The sequence below is a fragment of the Streptomyces omiyaensis genome, assembly GCF_014650895.1.
Taxonomy (GTDB): domain Bacteria; phylum Actinomycetota; class Actinomycetes; order Streptomycetales; family Streptomycetaceae; genus Streptomyces; species Streptomyces omiyaensis.
Window position 1 is genome coordinate 141,116 of the sequence record NZ_BMVV01000013.1, and the last position, 23,267, is coordinate 164,382.

The following is a 23,267-nucleotide window of genomic DNA, read 5'->3' on the forward strand; positions in this document are numbered from 1 at the left end:
CGCTCCCCGGGGACCCCGTCCGACGGCCCCGGGGACCGGCCCCGGGGCCCCGGCCCCCGCCCGGTAGCGTGGGCGGCGACCCAGTGCCGTGCCCCGGGAAGGACCGCGTGATCGCCGTGCCCGCCGAAGTGCCCGCCGAACACCCCGCCGACGAGCCCCAGACCACCGCCGAGCGGGACGCGGACGTCCTGCGCCGCACCGAGGGCCGGGCCGGATTCCTCACCCTCGACCGGCCCCGGGCGATCAACGCCCTCACCCACTCCATGGTCCGCGCCCTCGACGCCGCCCTCGCCGACTGGGCGGACGACCCGGCCGTCACCACCGTCGTCCTGCGGGGAGCGGGGGAGCGGGGCCTGTGCGCGGGCGGCGACATCCGCGCCATCCACGACGACGCCCGCGCCGGGGGCACCGCCTCCGCCGCCTTCTGGCGCGACGAGTACCGCCTCAACGCCCGGATCTCCCGCTACCCCAAGCCGTACGTCGCCCTCATGGACGGCATCGTCATGGGCGGCGGCGTCGGCGTCTCCGCCCACGGCTCCGTGCGCGTCGTCACCGAACGCTCCCTGATCGCCATGCCCGAGACCGGCATCGGCTTCGTCCCCGACGTCGGCGGCACCTGGCTCCTCGGCCGGGCCCCCGGCGAGCTGGGCACCCACCTCGCCCTCACCGGCGGCCGGATCGGCGCCGCCGACGCCCTCCTCACCGGCCTCGCCGACCACCACGTCCCCGCCGCCGCCCTCGACGCCCTCGCCGCCGACCTCACCCGCCTCCCCGCCGACGAGGCCCTGGCCCGGCACACCACCGCACCCGCCCCCGGCGTCCTCGCCGAGCAGCGCGACTGGATCGACGCCTGCTACGCGGCCCCCACCGTCGAGGAGATCGTCGGCCGGCTGCTCGACAGCGGCGTCCCCGCCGCCAAGGAGACCGCCACCACCCTCCTTTCCAAGTCGCCGACCGCCCTCAAGGCCACCCTCGCCGTGCTGCGCGCCGCCCGCGCCCTCGACAGCCTGGAAGCCGTCCTCGACCTGGAGTACCGCGCGTCCTGCGCCGCCCTCACCGGTCACGACCTCGTCGAGGGCATCCGGGCCCAGGTCGTCGACAAGGACCGGAACCCGCGCTGGGACCCGGCGACCCTCGCCGAGGTCACCGACGCCGACGTCGCCCGCTACCTCACGCCCCCGCCCGGCGGCGACCTCGGCCTCGGCCCCCGCTGACCGGCTCCGCCCCCGCCGCCGGCTCGCCCAGCGCCAGCGCCGCCGTCCGCCACGCCTCCGTGACGGCCCCGTGCGCCAGCGCCGTCGCCGACGGCACGTCCCGCGGCAGCCGCAGCGGCGCCCCGATGTGCACGTGCAGGCACGGGCGCCGCAGCGGGGCCGTCAGCACCCCCGCGATCTGCTTCGCCGTCCCGCCCGAGGTGATCCGGCGGGCCCCGGCCTGCCCGACCGGGACCACCGGCGCGCCCGTCGCCCCGGCGAGCCGCGCCAGACCGGTCCGGAACTCCTCCGGCGGCGCCTCCGACGCCTCACGCCGCGGCGGGATCCGCCCCTCCGCGTAGAGCATCACCGGCCGCCCCGAGGCGAGCGCCACCGCCGCCCGGTCCAGCGCGGCCGAGGCGCGTGCGGTGTTCCGGTGCACGGGCACGTACCCGTCCCGCGACAGCGCCCGCCCGAGTCCCGGCACCCGCCACAGACCCGCCGCCGCGAGCAGCACCGGCTCGGCGCCGAGCCGCCGCCGCAGCGCGGCCAGCACCAGCGCCGGATCGGCGAGCGAGGTGTGGTTCACGACGATGATGCTGCCCGGCTCGATCCGGGCGCCGGGGTCCGCGGTCACGGTCAGCCGTCCGAAGAACGGCACGAGATGCGCGGCGAGACGACTGAGCACGGGCGGGACCCTCCACCTTCGGAAACCGGCGACGACCGGCACATCGTCCGCCGGAGCCGCCCCCGGGGGCATGCGCGCCCGTACTCATCCGCGTACTCATCCCGCCGCCCCGCCCACCTGGTGTCCCGTCCCGGCCGCCGCCCGTCTAGGCTGGCCCGACGGGTCGTCACGGCAAGAGGTACCGACGACGGCCAGGGCGACGAGAAGGACAGGGGGTGGGCGGTGGGACGCGTCACGCGGCCGGCCTCCGTCCGTGTCCTCGCCCGGCTCCTCCCGGCGCTGCTCTGCGCGCTCTGCGCCTTCCTCGTGGCGCCCGCCAGCGCCGCCGTCGGCACCGGCGCCCCGACGGTCGCCGTCGTGGACGTCGCCCCGGCGCCGGCCGGACCCGACAGCCTGGTGTCGGCCGCCGAGACGGCGGAACTGCCCGCCGTCGTCGAGCAGTCCGTACGCTTCCCGGCGCCGCCCGTCGCACCCCCGGTCGTCCGGGGCGGGACCGACGCGTCCGCGCGCGGACGCGTCGCCGGGGACCCGCGCCGGGAGCGCGCGCCGCCCGGCCTTCCGCACCACCCCACGGCCCCACGGGGGCCGCCCTCCACCCGGCACAGCTGACGCCGTTCCACCGCGCCGCCGTCCGGGCCCTCGGCATGCCCGCCGCCCGGCCGCGCGCAGCCCAGCTCGCCCGCACGGACCGCCGCGCCCCCGGCGCGCGGCCGTGCCACGCCCGTGGAGACCCCATGTCCTCGTCCGCCGTGCTCCGGCGCGCGCTCCTCGCGCTCGCCGTCGTCGCGCTCGCCCTCTGGACCGCCCTCACCACCTCGCCCCGCCTCGGACTCGACCTCCGGGGCGGTACCCGGATCGTCCTGGAGACCCAGGACGCCCCCGGGGTCCGCGCCGACGCGCAGGCCACCGACCGCGCCCTCGAAGTCCTCCGCAAGCGCGTCGACGGGCTCGGCGTCGCCGAACCCTCGCTCGCCCGCTCCGGCGAGAACCGGATCGTCGTCGAACTCCCCGGCCTCCGCGACCCGCGCGAGGCCGCCGAGGTCATCGGCCGCACCGCCCAGCTGACCATCCACGCCGTCACCGGACCGTCCGGCGGTCCCGCCCGGGAACCCGCCGCCGACGGCGGCCGCGTCCTCGCCGACCCCGACGCCGCGCCCGGCTCCGCGGGCTTCCTCGCCCTCGCCGCGCCCGCCCTCACCGGCGACGGCGTGAAGAGCGCCGACGCCGTCCTCGACGCCACCGGCGGCCGCGGCTGGACCGTCGACCTCGCCTTCCGCGACGCCGCCGCCGCCGACTGGGCGCGCCTCACCGGCGAGGCGGCCTGCGCCCCGGCCGGCGACCACGCCCGCCGGGTCGCGATCGTCCTCGACGGCCGGATCGTCTCCGCGCCCTCGATGCAGACCGGCGTGCCCTGCGGCGGCGGCATCGCCGGCGGTGCCACCCAGATCACCGGCGGCTTCTCCGCGCAGGAGGCCCGCGACCTCGCCGCGCTCGTCGAGGGCGGCGCCCTGCCCGTTCCCGTCACCACCGTCGAACAGAGCACCGTCGGCCCGACCCTCGGTGCCGAGGCGATCCGCGCCAGCGCCCTCGCCGCCGTCATCGGCCTCGCCTGCACCGGCGCCTTCGTCATCGCCGTCTACCGGCTCCTCGGCCTCCTCGCCACGATCGCCCTGCTCCTCTACGGCCTGATCTCCTACGCGGCCGTCGTCGCGCTCGGCGCCACCCTCACCCTCCCCGGCCTCGCCGGCTTCGTCCTCGCGGTCGGCATCGCCGTCGACGCCAACGTCCTGGTCTTCGAACGGGCCAGGGAGGAGTACGCGGCCCTCGGCCGCTCCGCGCCGGACCGCGACCCGCGCCGCCCGCTCGCGGCCGCCTTCGGCAAGGCCTGGAGCGCCGTCGCCGACTCCAACGTCACCACGCTCCTCGCCGCGGGCCTCCTCTTCGCCTTCGCCACCGGCCCGGTGAAGGGCTTCGGCGTCACCCTCGCCATCGGCGTCCTCGCCTCGATGGTCACCGCCATGGTGATCACCCGGCTGCTCGCCGACGCGGCCCTCGCCCTGCCCGCCGTACGCCGCAGGCCCGCGGTGACCGGCATGGCGGGCCTCGGCCGGCTGCGCACCCGGCTCAACCGCCGGGCCCCGCGCCTGATGGTCCACCGCCGCCGCTGGTTCACCGTCAGCACCGCGCTGCTCCTCGTCGCCCTCGCCGGGATCGGCGTGCGCGGCGTCGAGCTGGGCGTCGAGTTCACCGGCGGCCGGGACGTCCGGTACGCCGCCACCCGCCCGGTGGACGCGGACGCCGCCCGCGCGGCCGTCGCCGCCGCGGGCTTCCCCGACGCCGTCGTCCAGACCACCGGCGACGGGGGCCGGGACGTCACCGTACGGGTCGGGGAGACCGGTGACGAGGCCCACGCCCGCATCACCGAGGCCGTCACCGGCGCGGCGGGCCCCGTCACCGTCGAGCGCGACGACCTGATCGGCCCGAGCCTCGGGGGCGAACTCCGCACCCACGCGCTCCTCGCGCTCGGCCTCGCCGTCGCCGCGCAGCTGGTCTACCTCTCCGTCCGCTTCCGCTGGACGTACGCGGCGGCGGCCGTCGCCGCGATGGCCCAGGACGTGCTGCTGGTCGTCGGCCTCTTCGCCTGGCTCGGCAAGCCGGTGGACAGCGTCTTCCTGGCCGCGCTGCTGACCGTCGTCGGCTACTCGGTCAACGACTCGGTCGTCGTCCTCGACCGGCTCCGCGAACTCCGGCGCAAGGGCGGAGGCCTCCCGCTCGCCGACCTCGCCGACCGCGCGGTGGCCCAGACCCTGCCCCGCACGGTCAACACCGGCATGGGCGCCCTCTTCGTGCTGGCCGCCCTCGCCGTCCTGGGCGGGGACACCCTCACGGACTTCTCCGTCGCCCTCCTCGCCGGCGTCCTGCTGGGCATGGCGTCGACCGTCTTCACCGCGCTCCCCCTGACGGTCACCCTGGAGACCCGCTCCCCGGCCCCCACCCGCCCCGCCGCGCCCCGCCCCGCCTCGGCCGACCGCACCGGCGCGGTCGTCTGACCCACCCGGGGCGCCGCTCACGGGACTCCCCGCGCCCGGCGCCCCGTTCCGGCCGGCTCCGCCCGTTCGCCGTTCAGCCGGTCGGCCGGTCAGCCGGCCGGCCGGGCGGGTCGGTGGGCGAGGAACGGTTCGGTCAGGTGCGGGGTCGCCAGGTGGAGGGTGCCCGCGGCCGGGCCGCGCAGGAGCCGTTCCCGCGAGACGCGGGCCCGCTCCGCGTCCATCTCGTGGGCGTAGGCGAGTTCGGGGTGGAGCAGCTGGACCGCGTGCACGAGCAGGTCACCGGTGACGGCCACGCGGTCGCGTCCGGCGTCCACGAGCACGCTCTGGTGTCCGGGGGTGTGCCCGGGGGTGGCGAGGACGCGCCCTCCCCCGCGGAGCGGGGCGTCGCCGTCGAGCAGCCGCAGCCGGTCCGCCGCCCGGAGCGGATCGAGCACGGCCGACCGCAGCTGAGGGTTGATCCGGTCGAGGGCCTCGGCCTCGGCCCGCTGCAGGAGGTACGCGGCGTTCGGGAAGTACGGGCGTGCCCGCTCGCCGCCGACGACGGCCCAGCCCACGTGGTCGGTGTGGAGGTGGGTGAGCACGACGGTGTCGACGTCGGCGGGGTCGATGCCCGCGGCGGCCAGCGAGGCCGGGAGCGCGCCGGGGACGGGCGCCCACGAGGCCGCCGGGCCGTCGGCCGGGCCGATGCCCGCGTCGACCAGGGTCACTCCCCGGTCGCTGCGGACGGCGAACGCGCGGAACCGGAGCCACCACCGCCCGTCGGCGTCGAGGGCGCCGGGATCGAAGCGGTCCGCCGCCGCCCACTGCTCCGCCGTGGCGCCGGGGAACGCCTCCCGACGGGGGGAGAAGAAGGGGCCCTCGCCGTCGGCGAGCGCGATGACCGTGTACGGGCCGAGCTGGAGGGAGGGCGGCATCCCCGGATCATGCCAGCGGGGACGGCCCGCCACCAGGGGCGGCCGGGGCGCGCCGTCCGCCCTCGCCGGCCGCGTGGCCCGCGGTCCCCCCGAGGGGGAACGCCCGGCGCTGCGCCGTCACGAGCGCCGTGTTCACCGCCGCCACGGCGCCGAACACCACCGCCGCCGTGCCGTGGCCGAGGTCGGCCAGGGCGAGCGAGGCCGCCCCGAAGACGAGCGCCTTGACCGCCAGGACGCCCGCGAGCGGCACCCGGAACCGTGCCTTCGGAGCCGCGAAGAGACCCCACAGCGCCGCCGCGGCGCCCGGCACCGCCACGGCGGCCGCCAGGCGCAGCCACACCGCCCCGCCGGCGCTCCATCCCCACCAGGTGAGCAGTCCGAGCGCGAGCAGCTCCCAGACGAAGGCCAGCAGGTCGTTCAGTACGCGCGCCGCACGCATGTGACGTCCTCTCGCCGGGCGGCGCCCGGCAGTTCGGGATGAGCCCGGTCCGACGGCCGGGGGCGAACACGTGATCGTATCGGTGGCGCCCGGTCCGCGTCCGGAGGTTTCCGCTCCCGTCGCGCGTGGGCCGATGGAGCGGTTTGGGTGACCCCGGGTGCGTTGGGTCGTTGCACGCGTAAAACGATCACACGGTGATGACGCGGAGGTGGTTCCCGTGAGCGTTCAGCAGGTCACGGCGGTGAGGACCTGGGTGCTCGACGACCCGGAGGACGTACGCGCCGCGGCCGCGGCGCTCGCCGAAGGGCGGGCCGTGGCACACGGGTTCGGCAACGTCTACGCGCTGGCCTTCCGTCCGGGCCGGGACACCGTCGAGCGGGTGAACCGGCTGAAGGGGCGCCCGGCGGAGCAGACCGCCAGTCTGGTGACGGTCCCGGAGCGGATCCCGTCCGCCTTCGACTGGACCCGGCTGCCCGACGGCGTGCCCCGGGAGCAGGTGCGGTCGCTGATGGACGAGCTGGTCGGGCTCGGGCCCATCGGCCTGCGGGGGCCGGCGGCCGACCGGGTGCCGGGCGCGCTCGCCCGCGACGACGACGGCGTGCGTACCGTCCAGGTCATCGTGCCGGGCACCCGGTGCCCCTCTCACGCCTTCCTGGGCGCGGCGCTCGCGCGGACCGGGGGCGACTTCCTCGCCGTCACGTCCGCCAACCGCTCGCACCACCTCACCGGCCGGGAGCAGGAGCCCGCGCACTGGCGGGCCGAGGGCCTCGCGGAGGAGTTCGGGGGCGAGTCCGGCGTGCGGGTCCTGGCCCATGCCGACGAGGAGGCCGCCCGCCGCCGCCATCCGTTCCACCGGACGACCTCCGTCAGCGTGCTGTCCTTCCTGCGGGTCGCCGGACGGACCCGTTCCGGCCTGCCCGTGCTCGTCCTCGAACGGCACGGCTCCCTCTCCGCCGACCACATCCGCGCCGTCGCCGCCAACCACGGCTTCGGTCTCGCCCCGGCCCCGCACGCCACCGTCCCGCTCGTCCCCCGCGCGTACGGCCCCGCCTGACCGGGCCGGGGCTCAGTCCCGGGGCCCGTCGAGCGCGAGCTCGGCCCAGACGGTCTTGCCGTCCTCCTCGAAGCGGACGCCCCACGCGTCCGCCAGGGTCGAGCAGATGTGCAGACCGCGACCGCCCTCGTCGCCGGCCTTCGCGTGCCGCAGGTGCGGGGCGGTGGGCGCCCCGTCGCGGACCTCGACGGTGAGCGCGGTCTCGCCCCGGAGCAGCCGCAGGGAGATCGGCGGGGCGCCGTACCGGACCGCGTTGGTGACCAGTTCGCTCACGGTCAGCTCGACGGTGAGCGGGTCCACCGGGAGGCCCCACTCCCGCACGCGCGCCTCGGCCGCGTGCCGCACCGGCGACACCGCCGACAGCTCGGACGGCACCGGCCACTCGGCGACGTCCGTGGCGGGCAGCCGCAGGGTGCGGGCGACCAGCAGGACCCGCTCCGGCACCAGCAGGGCCGCCAGGTCGTCCGCCATGGCGTGGGGGCCGCGCTCCGGCGAGGCCAGCGCCTCCGCGACCCGGGCCCGCGAGGGCCCGCCGTCGTCCCGGGCGGAGGAGGCCAGGCAGAGGGTGGTGCCCTCCGGCAGGAGGTGCGAGGAGCAGGCGAACGGAGGTCCCCCGCCGCCCAGCAGCGGCCCCTCGTCCACCAGATCCGCGTCGAGCGAGCCGTCCGGCCGGACGGCGAGGCACAGGGAGGCTCCCGCGCGGGCGAGTTCGAGCCGGCCGGTCACCGGGTCGTGCACGGCGATCGTGCAGCTCGCCGCCGGCTCGTCGGCGCCGGGCCCCCGCCCCTGCTCCCGGGCGAGACGCTGGGTCACCGTGTGGAGCCGGGCCAGCAGTTCGTGCGGGGCGAGGTCGAGCGTCGCCAGGCTGTACACGGCCGTCCGCAGCCGTCCCATGGTCGCCACCGAGCTCAGGCCGGGCCGCTCCACCTGGCCGACCACCAGCGCCACCCGCGCGCCCGGCAGCGGGATGACGTCGAACCAGGAGCCCGCGCCCGTGCCGCCCGGCCGGTGCCGCTGGGCGAGGTCGACGGCGTGCCGGGTCTCGCCCTCGGGGCGCAGCGGCCACGACTGGAGGGCGGTCATGACGATGTGCTCGCGGGTGAAGCGGAGCGCGTTCTCCAGGCAGGTCGCGGTGTGCGCCGTCACCCCCTCGGCGAGCGCGAGGTCCTCCTCGCTGTACGGATCGGCCCCGCGCGGACGCCGGAAGGCCACGGCCCCCAGCAGCTGCCCCCGGACCGAGAGCGGCGCCACCAGGCGCACCTCCCCGTCCGCGGCGACCAGCTCCGGCCCGTCGGGCAGCCGTTCGCCGAAGAGCCCGGGCAGCAGCACCGCCCCCGGCTCCGGCAGGGGGCCGTCCCCCGAGCCGCCCACGGCGGTGCAGCGCAGCAGCGGCGCGTCGCCGCGGCGGCGCAGCTCCGGCGGTTTGCCGCGCAGCACGGCGTCGGTCAGGGCGACCACCACCGAGCCCGCGAAGCCCGGCACGGTCACCTCGACCAGCTCGCGGGCGGTCCGCTCCACGTCCAGCGTCCGCCCGATCCGTTCCCTGGCCTCGTAGATCAGGGCGAGCCGCTGCTGGGCGCGGATCCGCTCGGTGACGTCCATGACGGTGGCGACGAGGCCGAGCGGCGGCGGCTCCGCGCCGTTCGCCGCCGGTGGGCGCAGCGGGTACACGGACACGGAGTAGACGTGCACGTGGTCCGGGTCGTGCGGCGGCCGGCCGCGCACGAGCACGTCGCGCAGCGGCGGACCGCCGTCGAGGACCCCGCGGAGCGCGATCTCCGGCGACTCGACCCCGAAGACGCGGTACGCCTCCGTCACGTGCCGTCCCAGCAGCTGCTCCTCGGCGACGCCCCGCGCGGCGAGCACCGCGCCGGTGACCCGGACCAGTCGCAGTTCCCGGTCCATGACGTGCACGCCGACCTCCGACTGGCGGAAGACGGTGTCGAGGACGGCGTCGTCGAGCAGGGGGGAAACGTCCTCGAACATGTGCACCCCTGCCAGCGCTCGACACCCGGTCCGCCCAGTCTCGCCGCTCCGCCGCCGCCTGTCGCGCGCTGCGGTCAGCGCGCGGCGGGCGGCAGGAGGAGCAGTCCGGTGCCGAGGGAGCGTTCGCCGGTGGCGTCGGAGGGGCGGTTGACGACGCCGGTTCTCGTGGCGAGGACGCTCGAACCGCCGCCGTCGAGGTTGAGCGCGTCGCGCGCGCCGAGGGCCCGCATCAGGCGGGCGGCGCCGTCGATGCTCAGCCCCTCGCTGACGCCCGGCCGGCGCCCGTCGGCGACGACGAGCAGCAGCCGGCCCGCGGCGTCCACGCCGATCATGGACCGGGGGTTGGCGCGGACGGTCCACTCGTAGGTGAAGGTCGGGTCGGCCCCCTCGCGGACGATGCCGTCGGCGACCGCGTTCACCGCCACCCGGCTGCCCCGGACCAGGGCCGGGCCCACCTGGAGGATCGTCGTGTCCGGGCCGAGCGGGACCACCCGGCCCGCGCCGTCGCGCACCTGCTCGTCGAAGACGAGCGTCGCGCCCGCCTTCGCGGTGCGCAGCAGCCAGGCGGCGCTGTCGCCGGTCGCCTGGAGCGTCGAGCCGCCGCGCGGGACGGCCGCGCCCCGGGTGGAGCGGACGGCCGTCACGCGGCCCTGCGCGTCGAGGACGGCCTCCGCGCCGGGACCGGCCGGGGGAGCGCCCCACTCGGGCGTGAAGCGGACGAGCTCGCTGGCGTCGGTGCACTTCACGTCGTGCTGCGGCCGCTGGGTCGGCAGGTCGCCGCCGACGCCGCCGCAGTTCCAGATCTCGCCGGGCATCCGGTTGACCCCGTCGACCTCCACCGTCTCCCCGGCGGCCGTGACCGTGACCCGCGCCGTGAAGGTGTCGACGGCGACGGCACGGCCCCCGCCCTCCATGCGGATGCCGGCCCGGCCCTGGGTGGCGGAGCCGAGGAGCCGGCCGTTCCGCACGTAGAGGCCGCCGGGCGCGTTGTTGTAGAACCACTGGGCGTTGATCCCGGCCACGGCGCCGGCGGAGCCCATCAGGGCGGTCAGCTTCTCGGTGCCGTACAGCGTCGGGCCGTGACCGGCCTCCAGGCGCCCGCCGAAGGCGGTGAGGTCGACCTTCAGCACGTGCACCCGCTGCGGGGCGTCCTCGTCGGAGCCGTCCTGCGCCGTGTAGCGGGTGCGGGCGGTGAACCCGGCCGCCTTGAGCCGGTCGGCGAGCGCGACCGCCCCGGCCTCGTCCGCGTACCGCCCGGTCCGCACCGTCCAGCCGAGCGTCCCCGGCCGCAGGTCGGCGAAGGCCGGGGTGGTGACCTGCTCGACGCGCGGCTCGAAGCCCTTCTCGCGCAGCGCCGTCGCGATCCGCAGCGCGGTCTCGCGCGGCCCGAGCGCGAGCGGGGCGCCGGCCGGGGAGCCGTCGGGGGTCTGCGGCAGGGAGACCTGGACGGTCCAGACGTCGTCGGTGCCCCGGCGCCCGTACGTGAGCGTGGTGAGCGTCACGCCCGGTGCCGGGGTGCCGGTGACGCGGGCGGCTCCGTGCACGGCGTGCCGCGTCGCGACGGCCGGACCGGGCGCACGGGCCTCGGCGAGGGGCGCGGCGGCGGTCGTGAGGACCACCGCGGCCGCGAGGAGGGAGAGGGATCTGCGCTGCACGGGAGTCCTTCGACGGTGGGAATACGGATGGATGATAAGAGAAGAGCAGACGTCAGCCGACGCCGGGTGAAGGGGAGTTGGCCGCGTGCTGTGAAGTGGGGAAAGGTCCGGTTCGTCCGTCCCGCCGTCCGGGTCGCCCGCTCCGCCGTCCGGGTCGCCCGCCCCGCTATCCTTCCGGCGTGGAGATCCCCTCATATGACGAAATCCGGGCGCTGCACCGGAAGCACGCCCCCAGCGACGCCGCCTTCGAACTCGTCTTCACCCACTGCGAGATCGTCGCCGCCATCGCCGACCAGCTGCTCGCCCGCTCCGGCCGGGGCGCCGACGCGGAGCTGGTCCGCGCCGGCTGCCTGCTCCACGACATCGGCGTCTACCGCCTGTACGACGCCGACGGGCGCATCGACGGCGGCGCCTACGTCACCCACGGCCTCCTCGGCCACCGGCTGCTCGCGGAGGAGGGCCTCCCCGAGACCCTCTGCCGCTTCTGCTCCTGCCACACCGGTGTGGGCCTGACCCGGGAGGACGTCCTCGCCCAGGGCCTGCCGATCCCGCCCGCGGACTACGTGCCCGTCACGCCCGAGGAGCGGATGGTCATGTACGCCGACAAGTTCCACAGCAAGAGCACCCCGCCCCGCTTCGTCTCCCCGGACAGCTTCGAGACGCGCATCGCCCGCTTCGGCCAGGAGAAGGTCACCGTCTTCCAGGCCCTGCGGCGGCTCTACGGCGACCCCGAGCTGGACGCCCTGGCCGCCGCCCACGGCCACGCCGTGACCTGAGGCGCCCCGCGGGGCGAGGGGACGAGGGGCCAGGGCCGGGGAGGCGCGGGCTTCAGCTGGTGACCACGACGATCGTGGCCACCGACACGGCCGCCATCGCCGCCTGCATGTTCCGGATCGCCTCCCGCACGCCCTCGGCCGCCCACCGGCCCTCCGCCAGCTTCTCCAGGCGGGCGGCGATCTCCTTCCGGGGCTCCTCGGGGAACGCGAGCCGGTGCAGCTTCGCCCCGTGCACCAGGGCGATCAGCCCGGCCGTCCGCTCGTCCGGGGCCGCGCCGCCGAGGACCACGGACCGCAGCCGCTCCCGCAGCTCCCTCTCGACGGAACCGTCCGCCTCCGGATAGCGCCGCACCGGGAACAGGCCCAGCACCCGCCGCTTCTCCTCCACGACCAGGCCCCGCTCGCAGAGCCGCTCCACCGTCGCGGCCGGCGCCTTCGCCTGGTCCTTCGTCAGCCAGTCGGTCACCTTCGGCGCCTTGCTCCGGCGCCCCGCCCAGGCCTCGAGCTGCGCCAGGCGCCCGTCGAGCAGCGGCTCCCCGGTGGGGGTCGCGTCCGTGACGGCGAGCCGCCCGTCGGCGACCGACACCCGTCCGGCGAGCGCCAGCTCCAGCAGGATCCCGCCCGCGACCGCCCACGAGGCCGCCTGCCGCTCCTTGGCCTCCCCGGACTCGTCGTCCAGCGACAGCAGGGTGATCTCCTCGGCGAGCGTGATCGTCATCGGCGTCCTTCCCGGTGGCGGCGGCCGGACGGGTTCCCGGCGGCTCTGCCCGTGAGGACGGTGTGACGGCCCGTCCGGTTCCCCCGGAGCCGTCCGCACGGGGCCGTACGGAGCCGTCCGCACGGGGCCCTACGGGGCCGGCCGGCGGGCCGTTGTCAGTGGCGGCTGGCACGCTGGGGCCATGGACAGGCAGAGCGACAGTCCCGGGGACGGGGGGAAGGGCGGCGGCATGGGCGGGGACCGTGACGAGGAGCTGCTGCGGGGCCGGGTCTACGGCCAGGACCACGACGACCCGAGCCCCGGACCGCGCCCCGGGCGGGCCTACGCGGAGCTGGTCGGCGGACCCCTCGACGGTCTGCTGCTCGACGTCACCGACTGGACCGGCGAGGAGATAAGCGCCGGCGCCGTCCTGGAGACCGAGCTGAGCCGCTACGGCTCCGGGGGCAAGGCGGTGTACGGCCCGCGGACCGGCGACCCGGCGCGGTTCGACTGGTCCGGCGACACCCGCTGACCGCCCCGGGCGACGGCGGGCGGGCGCGAAGAGGAGCGGGCGGGCACGAAAAAGGCGGGAACACCTCCCGCCATGTTCAAGGTATAGCGCAAGGGGGGCCTTGCGGCAAGGCCCCCCACATGCCGCACAATCGCACATCTACCCCCGTCACCTGCTGAAACGAGATTGCGCGCGTGCCCATGCCTCCGCGGACCACCGGCCCCTTCCAGCTTCCCGAGCGTCTCGCCGCCAAGGCCGCCCCGGCGCTGATCGCCGACGACGAGAGGCACTTCGCCGCCGTCGAGGAGAGCCTCGAACAGGCCGTCGCCGAACTCTCCGACCGGCTCGCCGGCGTCCTGCGCGCGCCCGGCGGCGCGGGCCGCGAGGCGATGGAGCGCGACCTGGAGGTCCACCGGCTCTCCGGGCGGCTGCGCGCCCTGCGCCGCTTCGGCCTCGACCTCTGTCTCGGCCGGATCGTCTCCGCCGACGGCTCCGAGCCGCTCTACATCGGACGGCTCGGCCTCACCGACGGCGACGGGAACCGCCTGCTCGTCGACTGGCGCTCGCCCGCCGCCGAACCCTTCTTCGCCGCCACCCACGCCCACCCGATGGACCTCGCCAGCCGCCGCCGCTACCGCTGGAACGGCGGCCGCATCACCGACTACTGGGACGAGGTCTTCACGGAGGGCGGCCTGGACGCCCACGCGGCCCTCGACGACCAGTCCGCCTTCATCGCCAGCCTCGGCACCAACCGCTCCGAGCGGATGCGCGACGTCCTCTCCACCATCCAGGCCGACCAGGACGCCATCGTCCGGGCCGGCTCGCGCGGCGCCCTCGTCGTCGACGGCGGCCCCGGCACCGGCAAGACCGTCGTCGCCCTCCACCGGGCCGCCTACCTGCTCTACTCCGACCCCCGGCTCGGCCACCGCCGCGGCGGCGTCCTCTTCGTCGGCCCCCACCAGCCCTACCTGGCCTACGTCTCCGACGTGCTGCCCAGCCTCGGCGAGGAGGGCGTCCGCACCTGCACCGTCCGCGACCTCGTCGCCGAAGGGGCGACGGCGGGACCCGAGAAGGACCCGGAGGTCGCCCGGCTCAAGTCCTCCGCCGCCCTGGTCCGGGGCATCGAGAAGGCCGTCCGCTTCTACGAGGAGCCGCCGGCGGAGACGACCCGCGTCACCACCGACTGGGGCGACCTGACGGTCACCGCGGAGGACTGGGCGGAGGCCTTCGACGCCCCCGGTCCCAGCACCCCGCACAACGAGGCCCGGGAACTGATCTGGGAGGAGCTCGTCACCCTCCTCAAGGAGAAGGCCGGCGACCAGGTCCCCGACGTCCTCTTCGAGCGGGCCCTGCGCCACGACCGGGAGCTGGTCGGCACCCTCGAACGGGCCTGGCCCATGCTGGAGCCCACCGACCTCGTCGGCGACCTGTGGACCGTCCCCGCCTATCTGCGCCTGTGCGCCCCCTGGCTCGACCGGGAGGAGGTGCGCGCCCTCCAGCGCGCCGACGCCCAGGCCTGGACCGAGTCCGACCTGCCCTTCCTCGACGCGGCCCGGCAGCGCCTCGGCGACCCCCGGGCCGCCGCCCGCACGCGCCGGGAGAAGGCCACCCTCGCCGCCCGCAAGGAGCGGATGGCCGGCGTCATCGACACCATCGTGCGCTCCGACGACGACGGCGAGGGCGCCGTCACCATGCTGCTCGGCAAGGACCTCCAGGACAGCCTCGTCGACGGCGGCGGTCTGCCCGCCGCCGCCACCGACCCGCTGGCCGGCCCCTTCGCCCACGTCGTCGTCGACGAGGCGCAGGAGCTCACCGACGCCGAATGGCAGATGCTGCTGCTGCGCTGCCCGTCCCGCAGCTTCACCATCGTCGGCGACCGCGCCCAGGCGCGGCACGGCTTCACCGAGACCTGGCGCGAGCGCCTGGAGCGGATCGGCCTCTACCGCGTCGAGATGGCGTCCCTGAGCATCAACTACCGGACCCCCGAGGAGGTCATGACCGAGGCCGCGCCGGTCATCCGCGCCGCCCTCCCGGACGCCAACGTGCCGACCTCGGTCCGGGCGAGCGGCCTGCCCGTGGTCCACGGCCCCGCCGACGACCTGGACGCCGTCCTCGACGACTGGCTGGCCGGTCACGCCGACGGCGTGGCCTGCGTCATCGCCGCCGGGGGACACCTTCCCCCGCTCGGCGACCGCCCCCGGGTCAGGGCGCTCACCCCGAGCCTCTCCAAGGGCCTGGAGTTCGACCTCGTCGTCCTCCTCGACCCGGAGCGGTTCGGCGAGGGCATCGAGGGCGCGGTCGACCGCTACGTGGCGATGACCCGCGCCACCCAGCGGCTCGTCGTCCTCACCACCGGCTGACCGGCGGGCCGGACGCTCAGGACGGCAGCCCGCCCCGCGCGATCACGTCCGCGTACCAGCGGGCACTGTCCTTGAGCGTCCGCCGCTGGCTCGCGAAGTCGACGTGCACGATCCCGAACCGCTTGCTGTAGCCGAACGCCCACTCGAAGTTGTCCAGGAGCGACCAGAGGAAGTACCCCCGCACGTCGGCCCCGTCCTCGACGGCCCGCCGCACCGCCGCCAAGTGCCCGTGCAGGTAGGCGACCCGCTCCGGGTCGCGCACCTGCCCGGACGGGTCCGCGTAGTCGTCGTACGCGGCCCCGTTCTCGGTGATGACCAGGGGGACGCCCGGCAGCTCGTCGCGCAGCCGCGTCAGCAGCTCGTACAGCCCGTCCGCGTCCACCGGCCAGTCCATCGCCGTCCGGGGCCCCGGCGCGGGCAGGAAGCGCACGTGCCGCTCGGCGCCCGCCCACGGCGACGGGGACTCCGAGGAGCCCGCCGCGACGACGGTGGGGGAGTAGTAGTTCAGCCCGAGGGAGTCGATCGGCGCCGCGATCGCCGCCAGGTCCCCGTCCCGCACGAAGTCCCAGTCGGTCACGCCGGAGGTGTCCCGGACCAGGTCCTCCGGCAGACGGCCCCGGAAGACCGGGTCCAGGAAGATCCGGTTGGCCACCGCGTCGATCCGGCGGGCCGCGTCCCGGTCCTCCGCCGACTCCGTCAGCGCCCGCACCACGTGCAGGTTGAGGGTCAGCGAGACCTCGGTCCCGGCCGGCAGCGCCTCCCGGAGCGCGCCCACCGCCCAGCCGTGCGCCAGGTTCAGGTGGTGGGCGGCGCGCAGCGCGTCCGCGTCGTCGGTCCGGCCCGGCGCGTGCACCCCGTTGCCGTACCCGAGGAAGGCGGCGCACCACGGCTCGTTCAGCGTGGTCCAGGTCGCGACCCGGTCGCCGAGCCCGTCCGCCACGATCCCGGCGTACTCGGCGAACCGCGCGGCCGTCTCCCGGCGCGGCCAGCCGCCCGCGTCCTCCAGCTCCTGCGGCAGGTCCCAGTGGTACAGCGTCGCGACCGGCCGGATGCCGGCCTCCCGCAGCTCGTCGCAGAGCCGGCGGTAGAAGTCCAGGCCCTTCTGGAGCGCCGGTCCGCGCCCGGTGGGCTGGACCCGCGGCCAGGCGACGGAGAAGCGGTAGTCCGTGACCCCCAGTTCGCGCATGAGGGCCACGTCCTCGCGGACCCGGTGGTAGTGGTCGGCGGCGATGTCGCCGGTGTCGCCGTTGCGGACCTTGCCCGGCGTCCGGCTGAAGGTGTCCCAGATGGACGGCGTCCGGCCGTCCTCCGTGGCCGCGCCCTCGATCTGGTACGCGGCGGTGGCGGTGCCCCAGCGGAAACCCTGCGGGAAGCGGAGCGTCGCGGGGGAGTCGGGGCGTGCGTCGACAGCGGTCATGGGGAGGAGACTCCAAGGAGAGGGGACGGGTGGGGGAGGGGGGACGGGGCTCAGCCCTTGACCGCGCCCTGCATGATGCCGCCGACGATCTGCCGGCCCAGCAGGCCGAAGACCAGCAGCACGGGCAGGGTGCCCAGCAGGGTGCCCGCCATGATCACCGACTGGTCGTGGACGTAGCCGCCGCCGAGCTGACGGAGCGCCACCTGGACGGTCGGTTCCTGCGAGGAGAGTGCCACGATCGGCCAGAAGAAGTCGTTCCACGCGGCCATGAAGGTGAGCAGGCCGAGGACGGCCATACCCGGACGGGCGATCGGTACGACGATCGACCAGAAGATCCGGGCGGTGGAGGCGCCGTCCACCCGGGCCGCCTCGATCAGCTCGTCCGGCAGCGACTGCACCAGGTACTGGCGCATGAAGAAGACGCCGAAGGCGGAGACCAGGCCGGGGAGGATCACCGACTGGAGCTGGTTCACCCACTGGAGCTCGGCGATCAGCATGAAGAGCGGGATGACGCCGAGCTGCGGCGGGATCATCATCGTGCCGACGGTGATCGCGAGCAGCGCGCCCCGGCCCCGGAAGCGGAGCTTGGCGAAGGCGAAGCCGGCCAGGGTGCAGCACAGCACGGTGCCGACGGTGATCGAGCCGGAGACGATGAGGGAGTTCAGCAGCGCCTTGCCGATGTCGGCCTCGGCGAGGACGGCCTCGAAGTTCCGGATCAGGTGGGGGCCCGGCACGAGCGACGGCGGCACCTGGGCGAGGTCGGCGTTGGTGCGGCTGGCCGCGACGATGGTCCAGTAGAAGGGGAAGGCGGAGACCAGCACCGCCAGGATCAGCACGGCGTACGCGAGCGGGCCGGCCTTCAGGGTCCGTCCGGCGCCCGAGCGGCGCCGGCGGCCCGGTCCCGGGGGACCGGCGGCGGGGGCCGGCGCGGGCGGTGCGGCGGGCGGGTCGGCGAGCGCGGTCATCGGCCGGCCTCCTTGCGGGAACGGCGGCGCGCGATCAGGGCGTTGGCCCCGACCAGCACCAGGATCAGCAGGAACATCACCCAGGCGATCGCGGCCGCCCGGCCCAGGTGGAAGAAGCCCCAGCCCTGCTCGTACATGTAGAGGCCGAGGGTCTGGTACTGGTGGGAGATGCCGCCGGACATCGAGCCCTCGAAGAGCAGCGGCTCGCCGAAGAGCTGGGTCGCGCCGATGGTGGAGACGACGACGGTGAAGAGGATGGTGGGCCGCAGTCCCGGCAGGGTCACGTGGAAGAACTGCCGCCACCGGGAGGCGCCGTCCATCTCGGCCGCCTCGTACAGCTCGGAGGGGATGGACTGCATGCCGGCGAGGTAGATGAGCGCGTTGTAGCCGGTCCACCGCCACACGACGATGGTGGAGACGGCGATCTGGGAGCTGAGGGTGCCGGACTGCCAGTCGACCGGTCCGACGCCGACGAGGCCGAGGACGTAGTTGAAGAGGCCGAAGTCGCGGCCGAAGAGCTGGGCGAAGACGAGGGTCGCGGCGGCGACGGAGGTGGCGTACGGCAGCAGCATCGCCGTCCGCAGGAAGGTCCGGCCGCGCAGCCGGTGGTTGAGCAGGTGGGCCAGGGCCAGCGCCATCACGAGCTGCGGGACGGTCGACAGGAGGCCGATGGTGAAGGTGTTGCGCAGCGCGGTCCAGAAGAACTCGTCGCCGAGGAGGGCGGTGTAGTTGCCGAGCCCGCGCCACTCCATGGAGCCGGGGTCCTGGAGCTCGACCCGGTGGAGGGAGACGTACGCGGTGTAGATCAGCGGGAAGAGCCCGAAGGCGGCGAAGAGGGTGAAGAACGGGGCGACGTACGTGTACGGCGACACCGCCTGCCACGCCCGCCGGAGGGCCGGCTGGCGGGGGGCGGTGGCGGCTTTCGCCGGTGCGGTGAGGGTCACGGTGCGGCCCTTCGGGAGGTGGTCACGGGGGAGGCGCGGGCGGGGTCCCGCGGGTGGGCCGGGGCGGGGGGAGCCGCCCCGGCCGGGCGGCCGGCCGGGGCCCGGGGAGGGGTCCGGCCGGCGCGGGGTCAGCCGAGGGTGTTGGCGACGCCCTTCTTTGCGTTCTCCCAGGCCTTCTCCGGGGCGAGGCCCTTGCGCTCGACCTCGCTCAGCGCGTTGGTGATCTGCTGGTTGATGTTCTGGTCGTGGACGCCGAGGACCTGGACCGGGGCCGCCTTGGCGGCGTCGCCGAAGATCTGCCCGATGGGCGCGCCGGAGAAGTACGGGTCGGTGGTGCCCGCGACCTCGGCGATGGCGCCGGTGGAGGAGGGGAAGTTGCCCTGCTTGGCGAAGATCTTGGCCTGCTGCTCGGGGGCGGTGAGCCACTTGATCAGCTCGTACGCCTCCTTCTTGTTCTTCGCGGCGCGCGGCACCGCGAGGTAGGAGCCGCCCCAGTTGCCGGCGCCGCCGGGCAGTGCGGCGATGTCCCACTTGCCCTTGCCGGTCTCGCCGGCCTGGCCCTTGATGTAGCCGAGCATCCAGGCGGGGCAGGGGATGGTGGCGAAGGATCCGGCGGCGAAGGCCTGGTTCCACTGCGGGGACCACTGGTCGAGCTTGGCGCTGAGTCCGGCGCCGCTCGCCTCGACGGAGGTCTCCCAGGCGGTCTTCAGGGCGGGGTTGGTCTCCCAGATCAGGGCGCCGGAGGCGTCGTAGTAGCGTTCCTTCTCCTGCCCGATCATGATCGAGAAGAGGCTGCCGACGCTGTCCAGCCAGGCGCTCTTGGCGGGAGCCTTGGCCTTGTACTGCTTGCCGAGCTCCAGGTAGCCGTCCCAGGTGGACCACCGCTTGGCCAGCTCGGCGCGGTCGGTGGGGAGTCCGGCCTGCTGGAAGAGGTCGGTGCGGTAGCACATCGCCTCGGGGCCGACGTCGGTGCCGAGGCCGAGGACCTCGCCGCCCTTGCCGGTCGCGGCGGCCCACTTGGCGTCGGCGAACTGGCTCTTGAGCCCGTCGGCGCCGTACTTCCGCAGGTCCTCGAAGCGGTCCGCCTGCTGCTGGGTGACGGAGGCGATCCGGCCCACCTCGATGCCCTGCACGTCGGCGAGGCCGCCCCCGCCGGCGAGCCGGGTCTGGAGGGACTTCCAGTAGTCGGCCTCGTCCTCGGTGTCGGTCTGCTTGATGGTGACGTTCGGGTGGAGCTTCTCGTACTCGGCGTAGAGCCCGGCCTCCTTGTAGCCGAAGGAGCCGAAGAGGTCGACGGTGACGGTCACCTTGCCGTCCGCCTTGCCGGCGGTGGTCCCGGAGGATCCGGACCCGCAGGCGGCGAGCAGGGAACCGGCGAGCGCGACCGCTCCGAGGCGGAGGACGGCCTGGGTGGCGGCTCGGGTGATGGGCATGGACGGGCTCCCTTGGCATCGGGGCGGAACGGGGGGTTGCGGCAGGCGGACAGGGGCGGGCAGCACCGGGTGGTCCCGGGGAGCCCCGAGAACGCTTGAGAGCGCTCTCAAGAACGGTCTGGAGCGTGCCCCGACTCGCCGGTTCCCGTCAAGACTCGAAGGCGTAACGGCTCGGAATCGAAGGGCGTGTAAGGCCCTTGCGTCCCAACTCGGCTTCTCGTCGCCTCTCTTGACGCCCACGTTTCGGGAGTTTTACGTTGCGCACTGCTGAGAGCGCTCTCAAAACCGTTTCCGCGGTCCCTCCGGGGCCTCCGCGGGACGATCCCCAGCCCCCACCACCGAGCCAACGAGGTGCTGTACGTGTCAGCTCCCCGCTCCCGACCGGCCGCGTCGCTGGTCCTCACCGCCGCCCTGGCGGCCGCCGGTCTCGTACCGGTCGCCGCCGGTCCCGCCTCCGCCGCCACCGTCCCCGTGGGCGCGGGCGGTTACTCCGACACCCGCCCCGCCGGGACCTCCGGCCCCACCACCAACACCGGCGCGCCCGTCACCCCCAAGGTGACCGCCGCCGCCAAGGACCGGCCCGTCCCCACCAACGACTGGTGGTCCTCGCTCGCCTTCCAGCGCTACGGCGACAACCCGTACTCGACCCCCATGTACGGGCACCCGCTGACCTACCAGGCCGTCGCCGGCGGCCTGGAGATCGGCTACCCCACCGCCCCGGCGATCGTCGGCGACGGGCGCCAGTACGAGTTCCCCCACAAGGCCGACCTCACCCTCGGCCTCACCGGACTCAACTCCCCCGACGCCAAGGCCGACGACTGGTCCGACTGGACCGTCACCCCCGCCTGGTCCGACGGCGCCCGCACCCTGCGCACCACCATCGGCCACGGCCTGCCCTTCGTGTACGCCAAGGGCACCGGCGGCGACGCCCGGATCACCACCTCCGGCGCGCCCACCGTCTTCGCCGACCAGGGCAACGTCCTCGGCATCACCGTCGGCGGCCACCACTACGCCCTCTTCGCCCCCACGGGCACCGACTGGAACGTCGCGGGCACCACCGTCACCGCGGGCCTCGGCGGCAAGGACTACTTCTCCGTCGCCGTCCTGCCCTCCACCGGCGCGCTCGCCACCTTCCGCAAGTACGCCTTCAGCTTCGTCACCGGCTCCCGCGTCGCCTGGTCCTCCTCGGCCGGCCGGATCAACGCCACCTACACCCTCACCACGGAGGCGAAGGAGGGCACCGAGACCGGCACCCTCCAGGCCCTCTACCGGCACCAGTGGCTCAACACCACGGACGCCCTGACCCCGTACACGTACGTCTCCCCGCGCGGCACCATGAAGGTCCGCGAGGGCAGGTCCTTCACCACGAGCCGCAAGCAGGCCGCCGTCCTGCCCGGGCTGCCCGCCTCCGGCGCGGTGGACCAGGCGCGGCTGCGCACCTACCTGAACGAGGTGGTGAACTCCGCCGACCCGTTCTCCGGGGCCACCGACACCTACTGGACCGGCAAGGCGCTCGGCAAGCTCGCCCAGCTGGTGCCGCTCGCCGAGCAGCTCGGCGACACCGCGCTGCGCGACCGGCTCGTCGGCCTGCTCAAGGGCCGGCTCCAGGACTGGTTCACCGCCGGCGGCGCCAACGAGTTCTCGTACGACCGCACCTGGAAGACCCTGACCGGCTACCCGGCCTCGTACGGCAGCGACACCGAGCTCAACGACCACCACTTCCACTACGGCTACTACGTGTACGCCGCCGCGATCGTCGCCCAGTACGACCAGGCCTGGGCCGCCGACTCCGCCTGGGGCGGCATGGTCAGGACCCTGGTCCGGGACGTCGCCAACCCCAGCCGCACCGACACGGCCTTCCCCTTCCTGCGCGGCTTCGACGTCTACGCCGGCCACAGCTGGGCCTCCGGCCACTCCGGCTTCGCGGCCGGCAACAACCAGGAGTCCTCCTCCGAGTCCACCAACCTGAGCGCCGCCCTCGTCCTGTGGGGCTCCGCCACCGGCGACACCGCCCTGCGCGACCTCGGCGGCTACCTCCTCGCCACCGAGTCCGACGCCATCGGCCAGTACTGGTTCGACGCCGACCAGCAGGTCTTCCCCGGCTCCTTCGGCCACGACACGGTCGGCATGGTCTGGGGCAGCGGCGGCGCCTACTCCACCTGGTGGACGGCGAACCCGGAGGAGATCCACGGCATCAACACCCTCCCGGTGACCTCGGGCAACGCGCTGCACATGGGCGCCTACCCGGGTGCCATCCGGCGCAACCTGGCCGAGATGGAGCGGGAGAACGGCGGCCCGGCCGTCGAGTGGCGGGACATCCTGTGGGAGTTCGAGTCGCTCGCCGAACCGGCCCGCGCCAAGGGGCGCTTCGACGCCGTCGGCGGGAACTACACCCCCGAGGCCGGTGAGACCAGGGCCCACACCTACCACTGGCTCACCACCCTGGACGCGCTCGGCGCCCCCGACGCGACCGTCACCGGATCGATCCCGACCTCGGCCGTCTTCCTCAAGGGCACCGAGCGGACCTACGCCGCCCACAACTTCGGCGCCGCCCCGGTCACCGTCGCCTTCTCCGACGGCAAGTCCCTCACCGTCCCGGCCCGCTCCACCGCCACCGGCAAGGGCACCGGCACCATCCCCTGCGGCCAGCCCGGCGGCCCCGTCTGCCCCGAGCCCGGCACCGGCGACACCTTCCGGCTCAAGAGCGGCGGCCAGCTGACCACCGCGACCGACACCGCCGCGGGCAGCGACACGATCGCCTCCGCCGGCGGCGCCAACCACGACGGCGCGCCGCACCAGCCGCTCGTCTACGAGGCGCGGAACGTCACCGGCACCCTCACCCCGGGGGCCGCCACCGCCTTCCGCCTCGCGGTGGACGCGGGCACCTCCGTCGGCCTCGGGCAGCAGGTCCGGGTCAGCTACGACCTGACCGGCGACGGCGCCTTCGACCGCACCGAGACGTACCACTACTTCGCCACCGACCCGGTGGCCGGCTGGGAGCGGTACGACCAGACCCGCGGCCTGAAGTCCGCCACCGGCACCCTCGGCGACCTGCGCGGCGGCACCGTCCGCGTGGAGCTGTGGAGCGCCATCGGCAACGCCCCGGCGACCGTCAGGACCGGCACGGCGGACTCCGTGCTCGTCATCCCCTTCGACTGACGGGGGTGCGCCGGGCCTCGGACCGA

At 75.4% G+C, this 23,267-nt stretch carries 18 protein-coding genes; 8 read left to right on the forward strand and 10 right to left on the reverse strand.

Going from position 1 to position 23,267, the window contains the following annotated elements:
* Window positions 1–188: 188 nt before the first annotated feature.
* Window positions 189–1,214, forward strand: a complete 1,026-nt coding sequence (locus IE287_RS22205) for an enoyl-CoA hydratase/isomerase family protein (protein WP_229883647.1) — start codon at window positions 189–191, stop codon at window positions 1,212–1,214.
* Here the strand turns inward: IE287_RS22205 and IE287_RS22210 are convergent.
* The gene (locus tag IE287_RS22210) at window positions 1,171–1,881 is read right to left on the reverse strand and encodes a lysophospholipid acyltransferase family protein (RefSeq protein WP_189850894.1); all 711 of its coding nucleotides are present in this window, start codon (window positions 1,879–1,881) and stop codon (window positions 1,171–1,173) included. The genes IE287_RS22205 and IE287_RS22210 overlap by 44 nt on opposite strands.
* 222 nt (window positions 1,882–2,103) lie before the next feature.
* Here IE287_RS22210 and IE287_RS22215 point away from each other — a divergent pair, with 222 nt between their 5' ends.
* The gene (locus tag IE287_RS22215; protein WP_189850895.1) at window positions 2,104–2,490 is read left to right on the forward strand and encodes a hypothetical protein; all 387 of its coding nucleotides are present in this window, start codon (window positions 2,104–2,106) and stop codon (window positions 2,488–2,490) included.
* A 125-nt stretch (window positions 2,491–2,615) separates the two neighbouring features.
* Window positions 2,616–4,931 carry a protein translocase subunit SecD gene (gene secD, locus IE287_RS22220; protein ID WP_189850896.1) on the forward strand — a complete coding sequence of 772 codons (2,316 nt, stop codon included), beginning with the start codon at window positions 2,616–2,618 and terminating at the stop codon, window positions 4,929–4,931.
* A gap of 89 nt (window positions 4,932–5,020) precedes the next feature.
* Here secD and IE287_RS22225 read toward each other — a convergent pair whose 3' ends face one another.
* Together IE287_RS22225 and IE287_RS22230 are read right to left on the reverse strand one after the other, a co-directional pair.
* On the reverse strand, window positions 5,021–5,845 hold the full coding sequence (locus IE287_RS22225) for an MBL fold metallo-hydrolase (RefSeq protein WP_189850897.1): 825 nt from the start codon (window positions 5,843–5,845) through the stop codon (window positions 5,021–5,023).
* Between the two features lie 7 nt (window positions 5,846–5,852).
* Window positions 5,853–6,284: a YrdB family protein gene (locus tag IE287_RS22230; RefSeq protein ID WP_189850898.1), complete on the reverse strand. Its 432-nt coding sequence runs from the start codon at window positions 6,282–6,284 to the stop codon at window positions 5,853–5,855.
* Window positions 6,285–6,501: 217 nt separating this feature from the next.
* Between IE287_RS22230 and IE287_RS22235 the strand changes: the two genes are divergently transcribed.
* Entirely contained in the window at window positions 6,502–7,338 is an 837-nt protein-coding gene (locus IE287_RS22235) for a hypothetical protein (RefSeq protein ID WP_189850899.1), read from the forward strand.
* A gap of 12 nt (window positions 7,339–7,350) precedes the next feature.
* Here IE287_RS22235 and IE287_RS22240 read toward each other — a convergent pair whose 3' ends face one another.
* Window positions 7,351–9,324, reverse strand: coding sequence for an ATP-binding SpoIIE family protein phosphatase (locus tag IE287_RS22240; protein ID WP_189850900.1), 1,974 nt, complete (start codon window positions 9,322–9,324; stop codon window positions 7,351–7,353).
* Between the two features lie 74 nt (window positions 9,325–9,398).
* Window positions 9,399–10,979 (reverse strand): phosphodiester glycosidase family protein, encoded by a 1,581-nt coding sequence (locus tag IE287_RS22245; protein ID WP_189850901.1) that lies wholly within the window; start codon window positions 10,977–10,979, stop codon window positions 9,399–9,401.
* A 179-nt stretch (window positions 10,980–11,158) separates the two neighbouring features.
* On the opposite strand from IE287_RS22245, the gene IE287_RS22250 reads away from it, so the two are divergent.
* Window positions 11,159–11,755, forward strand: a complete 597-nt coding sequence (locus tag IE287_RS22250; RefSeq protein WP_189850902.1) for an HD domain-containing protein — start codon at window positions 11,159–11,161, stop codon at window positions 11,753–11,755.
* 52 nt (window positions 11,756–11,807) lie between these two features.
* Here IE287_RS22250 and IE287_RS22255 read toward each other — a convergent pair whose 3' ends face one another.
* Window positions 11,808–12,473 (reverse strand): GOLPH3/VPS74 family protein, encoded by a 666-nt coding sequence (locus IE287_RS22255; RefSeq protein WP_189850903.1) that lies wholly within the window; start codon window positions 12,471–12,473, stop codon window positions 11,808–11,810.
* Between the two features lie 229 nt (window positions 12,474–12,702).
* Here IE287_RS22255 and IE287_RS22260 point away from each other — a divergent pair, with 229 nt between their 5' ends.
* Window positions 12,703–12,984, forward strand: coding sequence for a hypothetical protein (locus IE287_RS22260; protein ID WP_189850958.1), 282 nt, complete (start codon window positions 12,703–12,705; stop codon window positions 12,982–12,984).
* Between the two features lie 179 nt (window positions 12,985–13,163).
* A complete protein-coding gene (gene helR, locus IE287_RS22265; RefSeq protein WP_189850959.1) occupies window positions 13,164–15,323 on the forward strand; it encodes an RNA polymerase recycling motor ATPase HelR in 2,160 nt (719 codons plus the stop codon).
* 16 nt (window positions 15,324–15,339) lie between these two features.
* On the opposite strand, the gene IE287_RS22270 is transcribed toward helR, so the two are convergent.
* The 4 genes from IE287_RS22270 to IE287_RS22285 all read right to left on the reverse strand — a co-directional run bounded on the left by IE287_RS22270 (window position 15,340) and on the right by IE287_RS22285 (window position 20,082).
* A complete protein-coding gene (locus IE287_RS22270) occupies window positions 15,340–16,740 on the reverse strand; it encodes a GH1 family beta-glucosidase (RefSeq protein WP_189850904.1) in 1,401 nt (466 codons plus the stop codon).
* 50 nt (window positions 16,741–16,790) lie between these two features.
* Window positions 16,791–17,705 carry a carbohydrate ABC transporter permease gene (locus IE287_RS22275; protein WP_189850905.1) on the reverse strand — a complete coding sequence of 305 codons (915 nt, stop codon included), beginning with the start codon at window positions 17,703–17,705 and terminating at the stop codon, window positions 16,791–16,793.
* Window positions 17,702–18,649 (reverse strand): carbohydrate ABC transporter permease, encoded by a 948-nt coding sequence (locus tag IE287_RS22280; RefSeq protein WP_189850906.1) that lies wholly within the window; start codon window positions 18,647–18,649, stop codon window positions 17,702–17,704. Before IE287_RS22280 ends, IE287_RS22275 begins: the two co-directional genes overlap by 4 nt.
* A 128-nt stretch (window positions 18,650–18,777) precedes the next feature.
* The gene (locus IE287_RS22285; protein ID WP_189850907.1) at window positions 18,778–20,082 is read right to left on the reverse strand and encodes an ABC transporter substrate-binding protein; all 1,305 of its coding nucleotides are present in this window, start codon (window positions 20,080–20,082) and stop codon (window positions 18,778–18,780) included.
* A gap of 360 nt (window positions 20,083–20,442) precedes the next feature.
* Here IE287_RS22285 and IE287_RS22290 point away from each other — a divergent pair, with 360 nt between their 5' ends.
* The gene (locus IE287_RS22290) at window positions 20,443–23,241 is read left to right on the forward strand and encodes a glycosyl hydrolase (protein ID WP_189850908.1); all 2,799 of its coding nucleotides are present in this window, start codon (window positions 20,443–20,445) and stop codon (window positions 23,239–23,241) included.
* Window positions 23,242–23,267: the final 26 nt, after the last annotated feature.

Bases quoted from the DNA above. Each gene is read 5' to 3' on its own strand.
- IE287_RS22275 (WP_189850905.1), bottom strand. From the start codon at position 17,705: ATGACCGCGCTCGCCGACCCGCCCGCCGCACCGCCCGCGCCGGCCCCC.
- secD (WP_189850896.1), top strand. From the start codon at position 2,616: ATGTCCTCGTCCGCCGTGCTCCGGCGCGCGCTCCTCGCGCTCGCCGTC.
- helR (WP_189850959.1), top strand. From the start codon at position 13,164: ATGCCTCCGCGGACCACCGGCCCCTTCCAGCTTCCCGAGCGTCTCGCC.
- IE287_RS22230 (WP_189850898.1), bottom strand. From the start codon at position 6,284: ATGCGTGCGGCGCGCGTACTGAACGACCTGCTGGCCTTCGTCTGGGAG.
- IE287_RS22260 (WP_189850958.1), top strand. From the start codon at position 12,703: ATGGGCGGGGACCGTGACGAGGAGCTGCTGCGGGGCCGGGTCTACGGC.
- IE287_RS22225 (WP_189850897.1), bottom strand. From the start codon at position 5,845: ATGCCGCCCTCCCTCCAGCTCGGCCCGTACACGGTCATCGCGCTCGCC.
- IE287_RS22285 (WP_189850907.1), bottom strand. From the start codon at position 20,082: ATGCCCATCACCCGAGCCGCCACCCAGGCCGTCCTCCGCCTCGGAGCG.
- IE287_RS22255 (WP_189850903.1), bottom strand. From the start codon at position 12,473: ATGACGATCACGCTCGCCGAGGAGATCACCCTGCTGTCGCTGGACGAC.
- IE287_RS22240 (WP_189850900.1), bottom strand. From the start codon at position 9,324: ATGTTCGAGGACGTTTCCCCCCTGCTCGACGACGCCGTCCTCGACACC.
- IE287_RS22270 (WP_189850904.1), bottom strand. From the start codon at position 16,740: ATGACCGCTGTCGACGCACGCCCCGACTCCCCCGCGACGCTCCGCTTC.